General features: G+C 58.9%; 17 protein-coding genes. 6 read left to right on the top strand and 11 right to left on the bottom strand.

Annotated elements, in window-relative coordinates; all coding sequences use genetic code 11:
* Positions 1-12: 12 nt before the first annotated feature.
* On the bottom strand, positions 13-1,293 hold the full coding sequence (locus tag O0882_RS13155) for a TCR/Tet family MFS transporter (protein ID WP_289948582.1): 1,281 nt from the start codon (positions 1,291-1,293) through the stop codon (positions 13-15).
* 119 nt (positions 1,294-1,412) lie between these two features.
* Positions 1,413-2,063, bottom strand: a complete 651-nt coding sequence (locus tag O0882_RS13150) for an HD domain-containing protein (protein WP_289948579.1) — start codon at positions 2,061-2,063, stop codon at positions 1,413-1,415.
* 332 nt (positions 2,064-2,395) lie between these two features.
* Here O0882_RS13150 and O0882_RS13145 point away from each other — a divergent pair, with 332 nt between their 5' ends.
* From O0882_RS13145 to O0882_RS13135, 3 genes are all read left to right on the top strand, one after another.
* Complete coding sequence (locus O0882_RS13145) at positions 2,396-2,887, top strand: chemotaxis protein CheW (protein WP_035818113.1); 492 nt, start codon at positions 2,396-2,398, stop codon at positions 2,885-2,887.
* Positions 2,888-3,103: 216 nt separating this feature from the next.
* Complete coding sequence (locus tag O0882_RS13140; RefSeq protein WP_289948578.1) at positions 3,104-4,732, top strand: methyl-accepting chemotaxis protein; 1,629 nt, start codon at positions 3,104-3,106, stop codon at positions 4,730-4,732.
* 80 nt (positions 4,733-4,812) lie between these two features.
* Entirely contained in the window at positions 4,813-6,450 is a 1,638-nt protein-coding gene (locus tag O0882_RS13135; RefSeq protein ID WP_289948577.1) for a methyl-accepting chemotaxis protein, read from the top strand.
* A 23-nt stretch (positions 6,451-6,473) separates the two neighbouring features.
* On the opposite strand, the gene O0882_RS13130 is transcribed toward O0882_RS13135, so the two are convergent.
* From O0882_RS13130 to mgtA, 3 genes are read right to left on the bottom strand one after another with little or no spacing between them, the layout of a single operon-like run.
* Positions 6,474-7,004 carry a ribonuclease HI family protein gene (locus O0882_RS13130; protein ID WP_289948574.1) on the bottom strand — a complete coding sequence of 177 codons (531 nt, stop codon included), beginning with the start codon at positions 7,002-7,004 and terminating at the stop codon, positions 6,474-6,476.
* The gene (locus O0882_RS13125) at positions 6,986-7,327 is read right to left on the bottom strand and encodes a DUF6677 family protein (RefSeq protein ID WP_289948573.1); all 342 of its coding nucleotides are present in this window, start codon (positions 7,325-7,327) and stop codon (positions 6,986-6,988) included. Before O0882_RS13125 ends, O0882_RS13130 begins: the two co-directional genes overlap by 19 nt.
* Positions 7,328-7,363: 36 nt before the next feature.
* Positions 7,364-10,048 (bottom strand): magnesium-translocating P-type ATPase, encoded by a 2,685-nt coding sequence (gene mgtA / locus O0882_RS13120; protein ID WP_289948570.1) that lies wholly within the window; start codon positions 10,046-10,048, stop codon positions 7,364-7,366.
* A 429-nt stretch (positions 10,049-10,477) separates the two neighbouring features.
* On the opposite strand from mgtA, the gene O0882_RS13115 reads away from it, so the two are divergent.
* Both O0882_RS13115 and O0882_RS13110 read left to right on the top strand, forming a co-directional pair.
* On the top strand, positions 10,478-10,741 hold the full coding sequence (locus O0882_RS13115) for a transposase (protein ID WP_289948568.1): 264 nt from the start codon (positions 10,478-10,480) through the stop codon (positions 10,739-10,741).
* Positions 10,742-10,954: 213 nt separating this feature from the next.
* On the top strand, positions 10,955-11,236 hold the full coding sequence (locus O0882_RS13110) for a DDE-type integrase/transposase/recombinase (RefSeq protein WP_289948566.1): 282 nt from the start codon (positions 10,955-10,957) through the stop codon (positions 11,234-11,236).
* Between the two features lie 223 nt (positions 11,237-11,459).
* Here O0882_RS13110 and O0882_RS13105 read toward each other — a convergent pair whose 3' ends face one another.
* From O0882_RS13105 to O0882_RS13080, 6 genes are all read right to left on the bottom strand, one after another.
* Positions 11,460-11,999 carry a GNAT family N-acetyltransferase gene (locus O0882_RS13105; RefSeq protein ID WP_289948564.1) on the bottom strand — a complete coding sequence of 180 codons (540 nt, stop codon included), beginning with the start codon at positions 11,997-11,999 and terminating at the stop codon, positions 11,460-11,462.
* Positions 12,000-12,011: 12 nt separating this feature from the next.
* Positions 12,012-12,572 (bottom strand): AAA family ATPase, encoded by a 561-nt coding sequence (locus O0882_RS13100; protein ID WP_289948563.1) that lies wholly within the window; start codon positions 12,570-12,572, stop codon positions 12,012-12,014.
* 42 nt (positions 12,573-12,614) lie between these two features.
* A complete protein-coding gene (locus O0882_RS13095) occupies positions 12,615-13,886 on the bottom strand; it encodes an amidase family protein (protein ID WP_289948561.1) in 1,272 nt (423 codons plus the stop codon).
* 154 nt (positions 13,887-14,040) lie between these two features.
* Positions 14,041-15,387: an NAD(P)/FAD-dependent oxidoreductase gene (locus tag O0882_RS13090; protein WP_289948560.1), complete on the bottom strand. Its 1,347-nt coding sequence runs from the start codon at positions 15,385-15,387 to the stop codon at positions 14,041-14,043.
* A 201-nt stretch (positions 15,388-15,588) separates the two neighbouring features.
* Entirely contained in the window at positions 15,589-16,317 is a 729-nt protein-coding gene (locus O0882_RS13085) for a hypothetical protein (RefSeq protein WP_289948559.1), read from the bottom strand.
* Positions 16,314-17,012, bottom strand: coding sequence for an aspartate/glutamate racemase family protein (locus O0882_RS13080; RefSeq protein ID WP_289948558.1), 699 nt, complete (start codon positions 17,010-17,012; stop codon positions 16,314-16,316). The genes O0882_RS13085 and O0882_RS13080 overlap by 4 nt, the downstream gene beginning before the upstream one ends.
* Positions 17,013-17,101: 89 nt before the next feature.
* On the opposite strand from O0882_RS13080, the gene O0882_RS13075 reads away from it, so the two are divergent.
* Positions 17,102-17,920, top strand: a complete 819-nt coding sequence (locus O0882_RS13075) for an AraC family transcriptional regulator (RefSeq protein WP_289948557.1) — start codon at positions 17,102-17,104, stop codon at positions 17,918-17,920.
* Positions 17,921-18,023: the final 103 nt, after the last annotated feature.

The raw sequence follows: 18,023 nt of genomic DNA, 5'->3' as shown, positions 1-18,023 counted from the left end.
TTATCCCGGCGACTACTTTGTGGTGGAAACCGCAAGTCTGGCCTGGCGTTGTGCCTTGAAGTAGCGCCAGGCCACCAGGATGCCCAGGGTTTGCATGATGGCGCACAGATAGAAGGTGCTGCCGATGCGCCAGTCCTGGGGCGGCAAGTGGCTCACCTCACCGAGGATCATGCTGCCGAGCAAAGGCATGATGATGATACCCAGGCTGCTGATCGATTGCAGGGAGCCCATCAGTTCTCCCTGTTCGCTGGCGGCGGACGCCTTCGAGATGATCCCTTGCAGGGCCGGGCCGGCGGCAAAGGCCAGCAGGTTGCACAAAATCAAGGCGTACATCATCCAGCCTTGCGTGGCCAGGCCGTACAGCAGGTAGGTGAGGGCGCCCGAAGCCATGCCCAGCAAGGACAGGCGCACTTCGCCGAAGCGCTTGATGAGTATGCCCAGCAAGCCCGCCTGCACCACGGCCGCGCACAGGCCCACGCAGAACAGGGCGATGCCGTTCTGGCGTGGCGTCCAGTCGAAGCGGAAATGGGTATATAGCACCCAGGTGGTGTTGAGCATCATTTGCGCAAACGTCATCAGGCCGAAGGCCAGCACCAGGCCGCGGATCTCCACGCGGCGCACCAGCTTCAGCAGGGCGGCAAACGGATTGATGCGTGCCCAGGTAAATGGCGCGCGGGGACCCGGCTGCAGCGATTCGGGCACGCAGAAATAGCCGTAGATGAAATTGGCTGCCGACAGGCCCGCCGCCACGTAAAACGGCAGGTGCAGATTGATCTCGCCCAGCAGGCCGCCCAGCATGGGGCCGCAAATGAAGCCCAGGCCAAAGGCGGCGCCGATCTTGCCGAAGCTCTTGGCGCGATTGTCGTGCGTGGAAATGTCGGAGGCATAGGCGGACGCGACCGACATGCTGGCCGACGAGACGCCGCCGATGATGCGGCCGATGAACAGGCAGGCCAGGTTGGGGGCCCAGCCCGTGGCGAGAAAATTGATGCCCATGCCCGCCATCGAGTACAGCAGCACGGGACGGCGTCCCACGCGGTCGCTGATGGCGCCCAGCATAGGCATGAAGATGAACTGCAGCAAGCCGAAGACGGCCGCCATGATGCCGTACCAGAACGCCTGCGCCTCCTTGCCGTTGACAAAGTCGCCGATCAGTATGGGCAGCACGGGCACCACCAGGCCGATGCCCAGCATGTCGATGAAGACGCAGACGAGGATGAAATTGAGGTTGCCGGCACTCTTTAGGGCGGGGGATGACGGGGAATGGCTGTCGGGGCTGGTTTTATCGGACATGCATACTTTCGGCGCGTTGGTAAAGCGCCGGCGCGTTACAGGATGCTGCTGGCGCGCGGCGCGATAGCTGAGGCTTGCATTATAGACAGCATGGGCCATGCTGGCTATCGCCACCAATGTTATGCGCTCATTCCCCATTCGTCGGCAAAGGCGGCGCGGAAATCCGTCAGCACGGCGAGGCGCTGTTCGGCCAGCGCGCGGCCCGCCGCCGTCTGCATCTTGCCGGGCAGCTTGTCGAGCTTGGTGACGATATGGTCGAGCGCGTAGGCCTTGTCATCGAGTTCACGATGCTGCGCCAGCGGGTCCGCGCCATGCGCCAGTGCGCTATCCATGCGCGCCGCCGTATAGAACAGGCGCGCCAGTCCCACGGCGCCCAGTGCGTCGATGCGGTCGGCATCTTGCACGATGCGCGCTTCGATGGTGTGCGGCGGCAGATTGGCGGAAAAGCTGTGCGTCTCGATGGCGTGGGCCACGCCAGCCAGTTTTTCTGCAGGGAAATCCAGTTCCGCCAGCTGGCGGCAAGCCAGCGCGGCTGCCTGGCGCGAGGCCAGGTGACGCTCTGGGTGGTTTTTCGGCAAGTTGACCAGGTCGTGCAGATAACAGGCGGCCATCACAGTGAGGGCGTCGGCCTGTGCATGGTCTTGCAGCAGGACGGCGGCGTTGCGCCAGACGCGCTGCAGGTGGTTGATGTCGTGGGCGCTGTCGTCGCCCAAGCCGGCCGTGGCCAGTGCCAGCAGGCGTGGTCGCCATTGAGAAAGCAAAGAATGCATGGTTCAAGGTCGTAAAAAGCAGGGGCCGCCAGTGTGGCATAAAACGCCGCCACATGTGGCCGGGAGCCCGGCGCCCCGGCGTGCCACATTTGCCACATAAGTGCACTTTGGGAAAGCATCAGCCCGGCGATCGCTCTTTTTTAGTGCATGTAAAATTTACATGGGGTAACATTGCCGCACGGAAATTAGAAACATAAGCTAATTGCTAGAAAGTATTTGCAAAAAACATACAGGTGGCGGCCATTCATTGCATTGTGGATGGCTCGTCACGTCCAGGCCCGCGTACAGCGTGTCCTGGCCTGCGCCCCAGGCGAGTTAACGAAAGGATTATCATGAACACCATTTCCAGCGACACTGGCGCAACCGTTGCCAAGGCTGCCGAATACCTGGCCTTTACCCTGGGCCAGGAAGAGTATGGCATCGACATCCAGAAAGTCAGCGAAATCCGCAGCTACGAAACGCCGACCCGCATCGCCAACGCGCCCGAGTTCGTCAAGGGCGTGGTCAACTTGCGCGGCATCATCGTGCCGATCGTCGACATGCGCATCAAGTTCAACCTGGGTACGCCCAGCTATGACCAGTTCACCGTCGTCATCATCCTCAATATCGGCAATCGCGTGGTCGGCATGGTCGTCGATCGCGTCTCCGACGTCACGACCCTGATGCCGGAACAGATCAAGCCGGCGCCGGACATGGGCCGCTCGATCAACACGGAATATGTGATCGGTCTGGGCACCATCGACGAGCGCATGCTGATCCTGGTCGATATCGACCAGCTGATGTCCAGCGCCGACATGGGCTTGATCGAGAAACTGGCGGCGTAATGCCGCAGTGAAGAGAATTTCCCTGCATATTGTCAAAAACTATTGACATTAAGTATTGCATATCGTTTCCGCAGGGAGCACGCTAGCGCATTTTCCTGGCGCACGGTTCAACCGAACCGTGCGCCAGTTTACTTGGCGGGACAGATTTGGCGGCGCCCGCCATGCTGTTCCAGGCGCTGGCTGTAGGGCCTCTCTTCAGGATATTAGGATAGTCACATGAATTTGTTAAGAAACGTCAGCATCGGGGTCCGTCTGGGACTGGGTTTTGCCGTCATTTTGCTGTTTTCCATGATCATCACCGGCATCAGTGTCTGGCGTCTGCATGACGTGGCCAGCGCCACGCGCACGATGATGGAAGAGCCGCTGGCCAAGGAACGTTATATTTCCGACTGGTATACGCGCATCGACAGCGCCGTGCGGCGCACGATCGCCATCGCCCGCAGCAGCGACACCTCGCTGAGCGGCTTCTTCGCCGAAGAGTCGAAAGTGTCGAGCGCCAGCTCGGCTGTCCTGCAAAAGAAGATCGCGGCGCTGCTCAAGGACCCGAAAGAACAGGCCATGTTCGCCAGTTTGCTGGAATTGCGCGAAGTGTATGTCGGCTCGCGCGACCAGGTCTACAAGCTCAAGGGCGAGTCCCAGTCCGAGGCCGCCAACGACGTGTTTGAAAAAACCTTCGTGCCCGCCGCCGCCAAGTACCAGAAGATGGTTTACGGCTTGCTGGAGCACCAGCGCGCCACCATCGACGCCACCGCGCGCCAGATTGATGACATCGCCAGCACCAGCCGCAACTTGCTGTTATTGCTGTCGACGCTGGCGCTGGCGTTTGGCGTCGTGTGCGCCTGGCTGTTGACGATGGGCATCGTACGTCCGCTGCGCACGGCCGTGGACATCGCCCGCAAGGTGGCCGATGGCGACCTGACGGCGCAGATCGATGCCAGCGCCAAGGATGAAACGGGGCAATTGCTGCAGGCATTGAAGGACATGAACACCAGCCTGCTCAATATCGTGGGCGAAGTGCGCAGCGGCACGGACAGCATCGCGACATCCTCGACGCAAATTGCCGCCGGCAACCAGGACCTGTCTTCCCGCACGGAAGAGCAGGCCGGTGCGCTGGAAGAAACGGCGTCGTCGATGGAAGAGCTGACGTCGACCGTGAAACAGAATGCGGACAATGCGCGCCAGGCGAATCAATTGGCGGCGTCGGCCGCGCAAGTGGCCGTCAAGGGTGGCGAAGTGGTGGCGCAAGTGGTGGGCACCATGCAATCGATTAATACGTCCTCGAACAAGATCGTCGACATCATTTCCGTCATCGATGGCATCGCCTTCCAGACGAACATTTTGGCCCTGAATGCGGCCGTGGAAGCGGCGCGCGCGGGCGAGCAAGGCCGCGGCTTTGCCGTCGTGGCCTCGGAAGTGCGCAACCTGGCGCAGCGTTCGGCTTCGGCAGCGAAGGAAATCAAGACCCTGATCGGCGCGTCCGTGGAGCAAGTCAACGCGGGCAGCATGCTGGTGGCGCAAGCCGGTTCGACCATGAACGATATCGTCGACAGCGTGCAGCGCGTGAGCGACATCATCACGGAAATCACGGCAGCGAGCAGCGAGCAAAGTGTGGGCATCGATGAGATCAACCGCGCCATCGGTCAGATGGATGCCGTAACGCAACAAAATGCGGCCCTGGTGGAAGAGTCGGCTGCCGCCGCCGAATCCATGCAGCACCAGGCGCACAATCTGGCGCAAGTCGTCAGCGTGTTCAAGCTCACTGGCCAGCAGGCCAAGGTGAGTGGCGCGAGCACGTTGAAGCGCCCGGCAGCGCCGCAAACCACCTTGCGCCTCGGCGCACGCTGAATGCCGCTGCGGCTACCCCGTGCAGCCGCAGCCTTCAGTTCCTTTTATATAGTCTGGTTCCGATTTTTTAGGATATTCACATGAATTTGTTAAGAAACGTCAGTATTGGTGTGCGTCTCGGCCTGGGTTTTGCCGTCATTTTACTGTTTTCCCTGGTCATTACCGGCATCAGCGTCTGGCGTTTGCACGACGTGGCCACCGCCACGCGCACCATGATGGAGCAGCCGCTGGCGAAGGAACGCTATATTTCCGACTGGTACAGCAAGATCGACAGCGGCATCCGCCGCACCACGGCCATCGTGCGCAGCGCCGACACCTCGCTGGGACCGTATTTTGCGGAAGAAGCGAAACAGTCGTCCGTCGTCTCGGGCGAGCTGCAAAAGAAGATCGAAGCCCTGATTTCCGGCCCGCAAGAAACGGAACTGTTCCGCCAGGTCAGCGAAATGCGCAAGGTGTATCTGGATGCCCGTGAGCAAGTATCGAAGCTGAAGGCGGCCGGCCAGACGGAAGAAGCGGAAAAGGCCTTCCAGGCCGTGTTCGTGCCCGGCTCGACGAAATACCAGAAAGTCATCATGAACATGCTGGAACACCAGCGCGCCAGCATCGACGCCACCGCGCGCGAGATCGACGAAGTGGCCAAGACCAGCCGCAACCTGCTGCTGGCACTGGCCGCGCTGGCGCTGGCTTTTGGCGTCGTCTGTGCCTGGGTCTTGACGATGGGCATTGTGCGCCCGCTGCGCACGGCCGTGGAGATTGCCCGCAAAGTGGCCGATGGCGACTTGACGGCGCAGATCGACGCCAGCGCCAAGGATGAAACGGGGCAATTGCTGCAAGCGTTGAAGGACATGAACACCAGCCTGCTCAATATCGTCAGCGAAGTGCGCAGCGGCACGGACAGCATCGCGACATCCTCGACGCAAATTGCCGCCGGCAACCAGGACCTGTCTTCCCGCACGGAAGAGCAGGCCGGTTCGCTGGAAGAGACGGCGTCTTCGATGGAAGAGCTGACCAGCACCGTGAAACAAAATGCGGACAATGCGCGCCAGGCGAATCAATTGGCGGCGTCGGCCGCGCAAGTGGCCGTCAAGGGCGGCGAAGTGGTGGCGCAAGTGGTGGGCACCATGCAATCGATCAATGCCTCGTCGAACAAGATCGTCGACATCATTTCCGTCATCGATGGCATCGCCTTCCAGACCAACATTTTGGCCCTGAATGCGGCCGTGGAAGCGGCGCGCGCGGGCGAACAGGGCCGCGGCTTTGCCGTCGTGGCGTCCGAAGTGCGCAACCTGGCCCAGCGTTCGGCTTCGGCGGCGAAAGAGATCAAGACCCTGATCGGCGCGTCCGTGGAGCAAGTCAACGCGGGCAGCATGCTGGTGGCGCAAGCCGGTTCGACCATGAACGATATCGTCGACAGCGTGCAGCGCGTGAGCGACATCATCACGGAAATCACGGCAGCCAGCAGCGAGCAAAGCGTGGGCATTGACGAGATCAACCGTGCCATCGGTCAGATGGATGCCGTGACGCAACAGAATGCTGCCCTGGTGGAAGAATCGGCGGCCGCCGCCGAATCCATGCAGCACCAGGCGCACAACCTGGCGCAAGTCGTCAGCGTGTTTAAATTGAATGGCCAGCAGGCCAGTGTCAGCGGCTTGAAGGGGATGAAACGCCCGGCGGCCAAAACGCCGCAAGATGCCTTGCGGATCGGCCGCGCCGCTTAAGTTGCTTACCCCGGTATTGAAGCCTATGGGGTGAAGCTGGCGATCGCCAGCTGCGACAGCCGGTCCGCCTCGCCATTCCTGTGGCGCGGCAGCCAGCGCAAGCTCACATCATTGAATTGTTGCAGCAGGGCCACTACGGTGGCCCTGTGCATTTCCAGCCCCTTGGCGCCGACCGGCGTCGTTCCCAGCACATCATTGATCACCACCTGGCTGTCGCCGAACAGCAGCAGTTGCCCGGGCGGCGGGCGCACGGCCTGCGCCGCTTGCAGCACGGCGATCAGGGCCGCATATTCCGCGTCGCTGCTGCTGCCATGGCCGGCCGCCTGGCTCACTTCGATGCGCTCGCCATGCGGCCCCAGCAGCAGGGCACCTATGCCCAGCTTGCCCGGGTTCGGGTGGGCGGAACCGTCGAACCAGCCGCGCCAGGCCTGCGGGCCGCCGTGATCCTGGCGGCTGAGCGCCAGCTGCGCGCGGCGTACCTGCATCTTCGCTTCCTTGCGTTTTTTGCGTTCATTGCGCGCTTGCGCTTCCGCCGTCATGGCTTGAGGAACCATGTGTCGATCAGGCTGCCTATCCAGCAGGCCACCAGCACACTCACGGCCAGCGTCATGGCGGGGCCATCGTTGGCGGACAGCGCATCGACTTTTTCCATGATCAGCTGCACGTCGAGGGGCAGGGCGCCACTGTCGATCTGTGCCATAACTTGGTCCAACCGTGCCACGATCTGGCGCAATACGAGCACCAGGGCGACCAGGGCCGGCACGAGGAAGAGGCAGCCGCGTGCCTTGCGTTTGAATACAAAATGCCCGCTGCCGGGAAACACCAGCGCCGACAGCAGCAGGGCGAGATTACGCTTGGAAAGGGGGGAACCGCTCATGCGTGCCTTTGTGGGGAGAAAGAGCGTTCCATCATACTATTGCCAGCCGAATTTGCGCAGGTACACGCGTTTCATGAACGTCGTCAGCATGGTGTAGCAGACGAGGATGCCCAGCAGCCAGGGGAAGTAGCCCAGTGGCAAGGCTTGCAGCTTGAAGTAGGTCGCCAGCGGTCCCATCGGCAGGAACACACCGACGGCCATGATGGCGGTGGTGGCCACCAGCAGGGGCACGGAGGCGATGCTGTCGATGAAGGGCAGCTTGGGCGTGCGGATCAGGTGCACGATCAGGGTTTGTGTCAGCAGGCCCACGACGAACCAGCCGGACTGGAACAGGGTCTGCTGTTCTGGCGTATTCGCGCCAAACACATGCCACATCAAGATAAAGGTGCTGATGTCGAAGATCGAGCTGATGGGGCCGAAAAACACCATGAAGCGGCCGATGTCGCGCGGGTTCCAGCTCAGGGGCTTCTGGATCAGTTCGGCGTCGACGTTGTCGAAGGGAATGGCGATCTGCGACACGTCGTACAGCAGGTTTTGCACCAGCAAGTGCAGCGGCAGCATCGGTAAAAACGGCAAAAAGGCGCTGGCCACCAGCACGGAAAACACGTTGCCGAAGTTCGAGCTGGCCGTCATGCGGATATATTTGAGCATGTTGCTGAAGGTACGGCGGCCTTCCAGCACGCCTTCTTCCAGCACCATCAGGCTCTTTTCCAGCAGGATGATGTCGGCCGCTTCTTTGGCGATATCGACGGCCGAATCGACGGAAATGCCGATGTCGGCCGCGCGCAGGGCGGGCGCGTCGTTGATGCCGTCGCCCATGAAGCCGACGATATGGCCATTCCCGCGCAGGGCGCGCACCAGGCGCTCCTTGTGCAGCGGGCTGAGCTTGGCAAACACGGTATTCTCTTCAGCCGCGCGGGCCAAAGTGGCGTCGTCCATCTCGTCCAGCTGCGGGCCTTGCAGCACGCCGTGCACGGCCAGACCCACTTCGCGGCAAATCTTCGCCGTCACCAGGTGGTTGTCACCCGTCAAGACTTTCACGGTCACGCCATGTTCGGCCAGCGCGCGCAGGGCGGGTGCCGTCGATTCCTTCGGTGGATCGAGAAACGCTACGTAGCCGATCAGGGTCAGCGCCGTTTCATCGGCCACGCCGTACACGGTTTTATGCGGCGGCACTTCCTTGACGGCCACTGCCACCACTCTTAGCCCTTCCGCATTCAGGCCGTGCGTGGTGTCCAGCACTTTCGCCAGCAGGGCGGCATCGAGCGGCACGTTCACCCCATTCAGGCGCAAATGGCTGCAGGCGGCGAGGATTTCCTCGACGGCGCCCTTGCAGATCAGTTCATGGTGATCGTCGCGTTCGGAAACGACGACGGACATGCGGCGGCGCACGAAATCGAAGGGGATTTCATCGACTTTGACGTAATCGCGGGCCAGCTGCATTTCCGTCTGCAATTCCACATGGTCGAGCACGGCGCGGTCCAGCAGGTTTTTCAGGCCCGTCTGGTAGTGGCTGTTCAAATACGCGAATTGCAGCACTTCATCGGATGGCTGGCCGAACACGTCCGTGTGGCGTTCCAGCACGATCTTGTCCTGCGTCAAGGTGCCCGTCTTGTCCGTGCACAGCACATCCATGGCACCGAAGTTCTGGATCGCATCCAGGCGTTTCACGACGACTTTCTTTTTCGACAGTTTCACGGCGCCCTTGGCCAGGGTGCTGGTGACGATCATGGGCAGCATTTCCGGCGTCAGGCCCACGGCCACGGACAGGGCAAACAGGAACGCTTCCATCCAGTCGCCCTTGGTCCAGCCGTTGATCAGGAACACCAGCGGCGCCATCACGAGGGCGAAGCGGATCAGCAGCCAGCTGACGCTATTCACGCCCGCCTCAAACGCCGTCGGCGTGCGCTCGGTGGCCGTGACGCGCGTGGCGATGGTGCCGAAGTAGGTGCGGTTGCCCGTCGCCAGTACCAGCGCCGTGGCCGCGCCCGAGATCACATTCGTGCCCATGAACAGCAAATTGGCCAGCTCCATCGGGTCTTTGCCATGGGCATCGGCCAGTTCCGCCATCTTTTCCACGGGCAAGGATTCGCCCGTCATGGCGGCCTGGCTGACGAACAGGTCTTTCGCGGAAAGCAATCGGCAATCGGCGGGGATCATGTCGCCGGCCGACAGCACGATGAGGTCGCCCTGCACCAGTTGGCGGATGGGCAGCTCGATCTGCTGACCATTGCGCAGCACGGTGGCTGTATTGCTGACCATGGCTTTCAGGCGCTCGGCGGCGCGGTTCGAGCGGCCTTCTTGCACGAAGCGCAGCAGGGTCGACAGGATCACCATGGTGCCGATGACGATGGTGGCCTTCGGATCTTCCGTCAGGTAGGAAACAATCGCCAGCACGGTGAGCAGCAGGTTGAACGGATTCTTGTAGCACAGCCACAGATGCTGGTACCAGGCCAGCGGTTTTTCATGCTCGACTTCATTCGGGCCCGTTTGCGCGCCGATGACTTGCGCCTCGGCATCGCGCAAGCCTTCCAGGCGCGTATGCAGGCGGTTCAGGGCGCTGTCCAGGTCTTCGTGGGCGGCGGTCAGCAGCTGGCGCGCCAGATGGTCGGGCACGGGGCGGGCTGTGCTGTTTTCCAGCGGCATGGAGCGGCGGCGGAAATGGCCGGCCGTATGGCGCTTGCGCAGAAATGATTCGAATAAGCGGGTGAAGAGATTCATGGCTCTTCCTTTCACGACGAGGTGTTGACGGGCGGCGCAGCCGCAGGCAAGACTTGCGTGCCGCCAAGACACAATAGTGCTGGCGGGCAATCCGGGTCAGTAGCCGGTCGCGATCGGAAAGAGGGGGGAGAGACGCGCGGCCAGACTGGCCGCGAGAGACACCGCACCTTGCTCAGCAAGGCATGGAGGAAAGAGAGTTCCGCGTTGCTTGCTGTTTAGCTGCCGAGGCAATCACCGATACAAGATCGGCTACTGTCACTAGAACAAGTACCCACGTGGGACTCCGTAAATGAATAATGGGGGCATCTTATGCACGTGCTGAGAGGGTGTCAACTGAAGAAATCTTAGGTTTCCAAAGTGTAATGTTGGTGTGGACTAATTTGCCCGGACACCTCGATAGGTAGAAAATCTAGCATCCGAGGAAAAAGCATGACAACAAGAAAACGTAGAGCCTTCGAGCCGAACCTGAAACTGGAAGTGGTCCGGCTGATCAATGAGCAGGGCCAGAGCGTCCAGAACGTCAGCGAAAGCATGGGCATCGTCCAGACCGCGAACCGTCGCTGGCTACAGCAGTACAGTACCGAGCGGAACGGGCAGCCCGGCATCGGCAAGCCGCTCACCGCCGAGCAGCAAAGAATCCGCCAAATGGAGCTGGAAAATCAGCAACTTCGGCAGGATGTCACCATCTTTTAAAAGGCCTCGGCCTTCTTTGCCCGCGAGATGAAGTGCCCCATACGCTCATTCGCCAGCTGCAAAAGGAGGCCATCTCAGTCCGGCACAGCTGTCGCATCCTGGACGTGAGCCGATCCGGCTTTTACGAGGCGCAGCGTCGTTCTGCTAAACCGGTTTGGTGCAAAGCCAGCGCAGGGTTCGACATCGGGCGCTACAAGGTGCGCAGTTTGTTTGATGCGCCTGCAGGTTTTGAATCCGGTCTGGAAGCGCAAGTTCGTCCATACGACGGACAGCAAGCACGACCTGCCAGTGGCTAGCAACGTGCTGAACCGGCAGTGCAATCCGAGCGCGCCGAACCTGGCATACGTCAGCGACATCACGTACATCCGTACCGGTGCCGGCTGGCAGCATCTGGCAACCGTGCTGGACCTGTACGCGCGCAAAGTGGTGGGCTGGGCCATGGCACCAAGCATGCCAACCAAGCTGGTTTGCGATGCGTTGAATATGGCCAATTAACAGCGTCGGCCGGCGCCCGTATTGATCGGCCATTCGGACAGGGGGAGCCAGTATGCCAGCGAGCTTTACCAGGACCTGCATTGCCGCTGATGATATAACTCTGTTGAAGTCGTCATCGAAAGACTGAAAGTTTGCGGATTATGTGGCTGCAGATTTGCGGGGTAATTGTATGACAAAGCAATGCATACGGCTCTTCAGTTGGTCTGAAATACTTCCGGGCAGATCACAGCGCGGGCTTCATTGCCGTAAACAGCTTGACCGTCGCGTTGTAATACGCTGAACTCAATCCCTCGTAGCGCATGCCGATTCGTTCACATACGCCGACAGACGCAACATTCTCAGGATAGGTGACGGCGACCACTCGTTCAAGACCTTCACCGAATGCATGCTGTAGTAGTGCTGCCGCACTTTCGGATGCAAAGCCCTTGCCCCATGCTTTTGGGTAAAGATGCCATCCAATTTCTGTGTCGTCGGGTGAGCATGATGCATTGTTTTTGAATGAAAATGGAATCGGCTTTAAAAATACGTTACCAAGCAAGGCTCCTGATTCTTTGGATGTGATGGCCCAGAAACCGTTGATCTCATGCCTTAGACTTTGCCACTGAAGGATTTTTTCCTCAGCCTCTGCTCGGCATGCCAGTAATCGAGGGGAGAATCCGATGAAGCGTTGGACCTCCCATCGAGAATACATGTCGAAAACGAACTCTACATCATCTAGCGTCCATGGACGTAGTATGAGCCGATCGGTGGTATGTGATTTCATAAGTTGTTTCTTCTAACTGAAGCGTATCTGATTGTCGGCTGGTAGGGCTGCGCCTGTTGCACAGCCAACAACGGAAAGAACCTTCTCTGCTATTTCATGTGGCGAGCTCCCGGCGCAGTCAATCACCGTGTCATCCACATGTGCATCGCGAAGAATTAAATCGAGCTCAAGGCTTCGTTGCAGATGCCAATGAAGCGCTTTCGAGTCGTTCTGATGCCGTACCTGCAAGCGCTGCCCTATCACTTCGGATGGGGCCATGAGCCGACAGATGAAGACCGGCTGGCCTCGCAGGGCTGCACGGTAACGCGCCGCGCTATTTACGTTCTCAATGACCCCGGCTATCACCAGGTATTGCGCCCCAGCACGTTCAAAGTTGGCGGCAAGTGCTGCCAGGTTCAATAGTTCAATTTCCAGGTTGAACGGATCGCGTGCCGACGCGGGCCAGTACTGCCGAATACTGTCCAGATCAATGACTGCATGGGGCGTACTGCGCGCGGCAAGGCATGCCCCCAAATGTTCGGCGGTGGTTGATTTCCCGACACCAACGGTACCGTTGAGGAAAATTGATTTCATATTCTCTTTTCTAAAAATTAATACGCGACTGACGCCTAACCATTAGGACGCCAGGTGCGCGCCCCATAAGTGCTGACTAGCATCAAGAAGAAATTCATCTTGATAGCGGCCTGCAGTTAAAGACAGACCGATTGGAACTCCATCGACCTGGGCCAGCGGGAGGGTTATTTCTGGCAATCTGGCAACACCCGCGAAGGACGTAACGGCCATGGTCCGGTCGTAATAGTCGAGAACGGCGGGAAGGTTGTCGCCAGTTAATGTGCCCTTCTTCGGTGCCAATACTGGTGCAGTGGGGTAACAGAAAACATCGCCCGGCTTAGTGAAAGCAGCGATTCGGGTATAGAGGTTCTCGCACAGGTTCAAGCCGTCACTCAGGGTACTGCGATCATAGTCTTCGACATTCCGATATCCAGCCTGGAAATTTGGTCCTAGCTCGGGTTGATTTGCACGAATCCAGCCACCTATCGCATTGCCCACCTCTACCGTCTGCAGAACGCGTAGCGCTTTCCTGTTGCATGACATCAAGTCCAGGTCCAGCCCTGTTATGTCGCGCAGCGTAATCGAAGAAACGGTGATGTCAGTGCGGTTGCGCAGGTAAGCAAGATGTTCAGATAGCGCAGCTTGGATAGCAGGATCGGCCAGCTTAAAGGCATCTTCCAATAGATACACATTTTTAACCGTTGGGGATGTTACATTTTGGCTGCGAAGAAGCACGCGCATTGCTTTGCGCAGAATGGGTAGACTTCGAGCCAATACACCGACGGTACTTACACTCGGTGCAAAAGGAAGCACGCCGGCTTCGGAAATGCGGTGTAAACTTGGACGCATCCCAAATACTCCGCAAAGGCTGGCTGGAACTCGAATAGATCCACCGCAGTCAGTACCAAGTGCAAAATCCACCAGTTCGCAGGCGACCGCTGATGCCGAACCACTAGATGAACCCCCAGGAATTCGATCAGGTGCACGCGGATTCAATGGGGTGCCAAAGAAGTGACTCTCCCCATCCAGGCTGTAGGTGAATTCATCGGCCACGGTTTTTCCGACGCAGTGAGCGCCGACCGCCAACAACTGTTCAACACAAACCGCGTGAAATGCTGAAGGCGGATGCACATCACGCCAGGGTTTACTGCCATACGAGGTCAGGCGGTCACAGATGTCGATGTTATCTTTGACAGCGAATCGCAAGCCATCCAAAGTGCCAGGCGCATAGGGCTTAAGTTCAAATTCTTCCACAAAGGCGCCGCTGGCTTGCAACTGACTTTTATCAAAGCCGTCCTGAACACACGAAAATGCGGCGGGTACACGTTGATTCATAGGGTGTTTTTAGTCTGAGAAAAGTCTACGAAAACAGGCGCTGTCAATTGGAGCGTGACGACGTCTAGCAAGGGTACTAATCACCGAGAACAAGGTGGTAGTAGGCACCGGATTCCCGACGCTTGTCACCGATAGTCCGTTTTTTTGCATTTCACTATCCCTGGTGATCGTATTTAATTGCTGATAATTGCACCCCAGAAGCGCTGACCAACCTCTGTGCCTCGCGAAGACCCGAGATGTAGGCCCCGTCAACATAGCCGAAACGTTGCATGGAAGTCGCCTCGCCGGCGAAGAGAATACGACCTACGGGTTCGCCTAGGGACTGCAAATCCTCAATTGTAGAAACGGGAGACAAATGTGTATACGCGCCGCGACTACAGGGATCGCCAGACCAATTGGTCTGATGGAAGGCCGTAGGTCTCGGTATTTCACAAGCAAAGGCGGTAGCGAGTGCCGCTAAAGCCATCGCGAGCGCTGCATCGGGGCTGAAGTCAGCTAATGCAAGGGCTGGCGGCCCTGCGATGTGCGCGACCAAGGTCGGTCGACCGGCGGTGGAGGTTACATCAATCCAGTACGGAAAAACTGGGTGATCCCGAATGAATACACCACTGGGACTAGCATTCCCAATTTTCCAAAATGCCTGCTCGAATTGGAGAATAAGTTTTTCGAATGCCCCAAAACCCAGCTGCTCGATGGCTCTCTTTTTTGCCACTGGCAAGTCCGGCGAAAAACGGATGACACCAGCCTTCAGGACGCCCAGCGGCACACTGATCACCACATGCGACCCCCGTTCTACGCGCCCGTCGGTACAGCGTACTGTCACGCCCTCAGTGGTTTGCCGCACCTCACTGACGAGCGCGTCGCAGTATATTTCCAAACCATCGGCAAGACGGGAAAGCATTTTTCCGTAACCGCCCACGATGCGGTGATCTCCCCCGCTGAACCCTGCATCCAAGGCGTAATTGGCAATGGAAATATCTTCTGCATGACAAGCTAAATCAGCCTGAAACCCCGTGTATACAACAAAGCGCACCCACGCCCGTAGAGATGGATCGGTGATTGAGCGTAGTCGCAATTCGAGCAGGTCGGCGACGTTCTGTGTGGGCGCATATTTAAACGCCAACTGCGTCAGTTCCGTCTCAATCTCATCGGCAAGCTGCATAACACGATCACGCTCCAGCGTATCTAACACTTCCCCGTGCAAGCCTGCCAGCCGCATCTCCGAAAAAATGTCGCTCAGCGCAAACCGGCGTTGTTCGATGGAAAGAAAGTTGGCCAGGTCGGTCAAAGGATTACCGATCGGTGCATGAATCCAGGCGCCCCCCGCCTCTACACTTGCACCCAGGGCGGGCAGCGTGCGCGTACGCCCACCGATCTGCGAACGTCCTTCCAACACCATCACTTCCACACCGCAAGTTTGCAGTGAATTAGCGGCAGCAATACCCGAAAACCCTGCTCCCACGATAATCACCCGAGTGACGGGATCTTGAACTTTCGCCACAAAGTCTTGTCCAATTGGCTCAAAGATGACTCTATTATTGCCTAAGTTTGAAGATTTGATAATAGGGCTCCTTTATCAAAAAATGCCATTGAAATTACTTATTTTTAGAGCTCTGAGCCAGTCGTGGCGCACAGTGTCGTTATTGCGCTCTACGTTGGCGTTTCGTTGCGGCTGGCCTAGAGTTTGCGACACCATATATTGCTATTGTTTCCACAAAATCAGATAGCTTGCCGCTGCTTGCGCGGCGCTGCTGCGTTGCTCAACGAGTACGTAGCGTGGCGCGCCGTCAACGGACAAGCGGAATGCCTGAAGCCGGGTAGTGATGCCTATTTCCGTCAATCCGTCCCTCCCCAGCATGCGGTCCACTTCGGTGGCAGTGTAGGCAGTTGTCACGCCCGGGCCACCAGGCTGACGCGTGGTGCGCCTCAGCAAGTTGCCCGCGCTGTCGAAGCGCAGACTTTCGCTGGCCGTGTCGTCTGCACAGTCGTCGAAACTGCTGTCGAATCGTTGCTCCGCCAAAGCGGCTGCTGTACTCACTACTTCAGCGACGGCGGCCACCAGTATATGAATGGCTTTGCGGTTATCCTTTCCGCCTAAGCCGGACATGCACAACATGGCTGCATAAGGCAAATGCTTCGCCTGCGGATGGTGGTACGCAGTAACTCCCCCGTTTAGGCCAGCCCCCCAACTTGCCCGGCCATCGGCCGCTATCGTCAGGCTGCCACGCGGCGAAATCGTTGCTGGTGTACCTGTTGGTGCAATGCTAATACTGCCCGTGTCAGGTAGCAGCTTGGACGCGTCATGTGTGTACACCAGGTAAGGAATGGTGGATGGGGGCGTGGTTACATCGACGCTGCCGCCGCAGGCGGACAACAGGGCGACGAGCGACGTGGGGAGCATGGTCCATGCGGCGCGGCGAGGCGGCATCATGCCTCGCCTTCCAGGATGAAATCGACTGCAGCGAGTGCATGTAGTTGGGTGCTGTCGAGCAGGGGCAGGTCGCTGTGTTCCTGCTGTAGCAGCAAGCTGATTTCCGTGCAGCCGAGGACGACGGCTTGTGCTCCGCGCGCGGCCAGCGCATCGATAGCGCGCAGGAAGACGGTACGTGAGCAAGTTCGCACAATGCCGGCGCACAGTTCGCTATAAATGATGTCGTGCAAGGCAGTTTGCTGTGCATCGGGTGGTACGAGGACTTCCAGGCCGTGCCGTTCCAACCGATCGCGCAGAAAGCGTTGCTGCATGGTAAACGAGGTGCCGAGCAGGCCGACCGTACACAATCCTAGCGCCTGTGCCGCGCTGCCAACGGGATCGGCTATGTGCAGGAATGGCAATGGCGATGCCGAAGCGATTTCGTCGGCGAGCACATGCATTGTGTTGGTGCACAGCACGATGCCGTCGGCGCCCCCCGCATACAGACGTAACGTCGCATCGCGCAGAATGGTACCGGCATCTTGCCAGCGACCTGCATGCTGCGCTTGCGCGACGGGGCCGAAATCAACGCTGTATAGCAATATGGGCGCAGAGCGAAGCGGCCCCAGGCGGGCGCGTACGCCCTGGTTAATGATGCGGTAATATTCTGCACTGGATTCCCAGCTCATGCCGCCGATCAATCCGATTGTTCGCATATGCTTTCCTGTCGTGTGTGGTAGATGTACTGCTGTGAGCCCGGCTAGTATCTCCATTACCAACATTTTGATCTATCAGGAAATTTCACATGGCACGGCCACTTATCAAGGAGAGTACAGGTGGCGCAATGCCTGTCGTCACACACGCAGCAGGCGGACTGTGCCTGCAGCTTTTGCCAGGCGCACCCTACAGCGCGCGCGACCCCGTGCAGTCACAAAGCATGGGCGTGTCGCTGCAGCGTCAGCGGGGGGTGCATGCGATAGGTTCCGACCGGCGCGTCGATTTCGATACATGGCCCGGCGTGCTCGCTTGCACGCCGGCCGGGATTGATGTTTTTTCCGAATCTGCGCAAGGTGGCGAGTACCTGGTCCTGCGCTGGCGTGGCGCCGCGTTGACCGGCGCGCCGGAGGCGAATCCTCTTGAAAGGCGCGTGGAAATGGCCGGACACCGGCAGGCTCTCGCTCTGGCGCTACGCCTGCGACGGCTAATGCTGAATACACAGGCCGATCCACTGGCGCTGGAACACTCGGCGTTGGCATTGCTGTCGCTACGGCAGGGATGTCAAGAGGCACCGACACGCACGGCGCGGGTAGACATGGCGCGGGTGTTGGAGCGGATCGCTTGCCAGTTCGGGCAGGGACTGACCCTGGAACAGCTGGCTGCAAACGAAGGCTTGCCGGTCCTGCGCTTCCTGCGTGACTTTACTCAGGCGACAGGCATGACGCCGCATGCATACATTGTGGAAACGCGCGTGCAGGCGGCACGAAGCATGCTAATGGAGATAGACAGGCCGCTGGCGGACATCGCGTGCGCTAGTGGCTTTGCACATCAGTCGCACATGGGCAGTGCTATGCGCGCCGCCCTGGGCATGACGCCAAGCCAATATCGCCAGTTGTTGGGGACTTGAAGATCTGGATGCAGTTAGCACATCAGAACACCGGAATGGGTTAGACAAGTGGGTGCCGACAGGAGTTTCCCAAACCATCGTCAATTGGAGTTTTTATACTAGA

It is taken from the genome of Janthinobacterium sp. SUN073, from assembly GCF_030397665.1.
In the GTDB taxonomy this organism is placed as follows: Bacteria; Pseudomonadota; Gammaproteobacteria; order Burkholderiales; family Burkholderiaceae_D; genus Janthinobacterium.
This window is presented reverse-complemented; position numbering and strand designations above follow the sequence as displayed.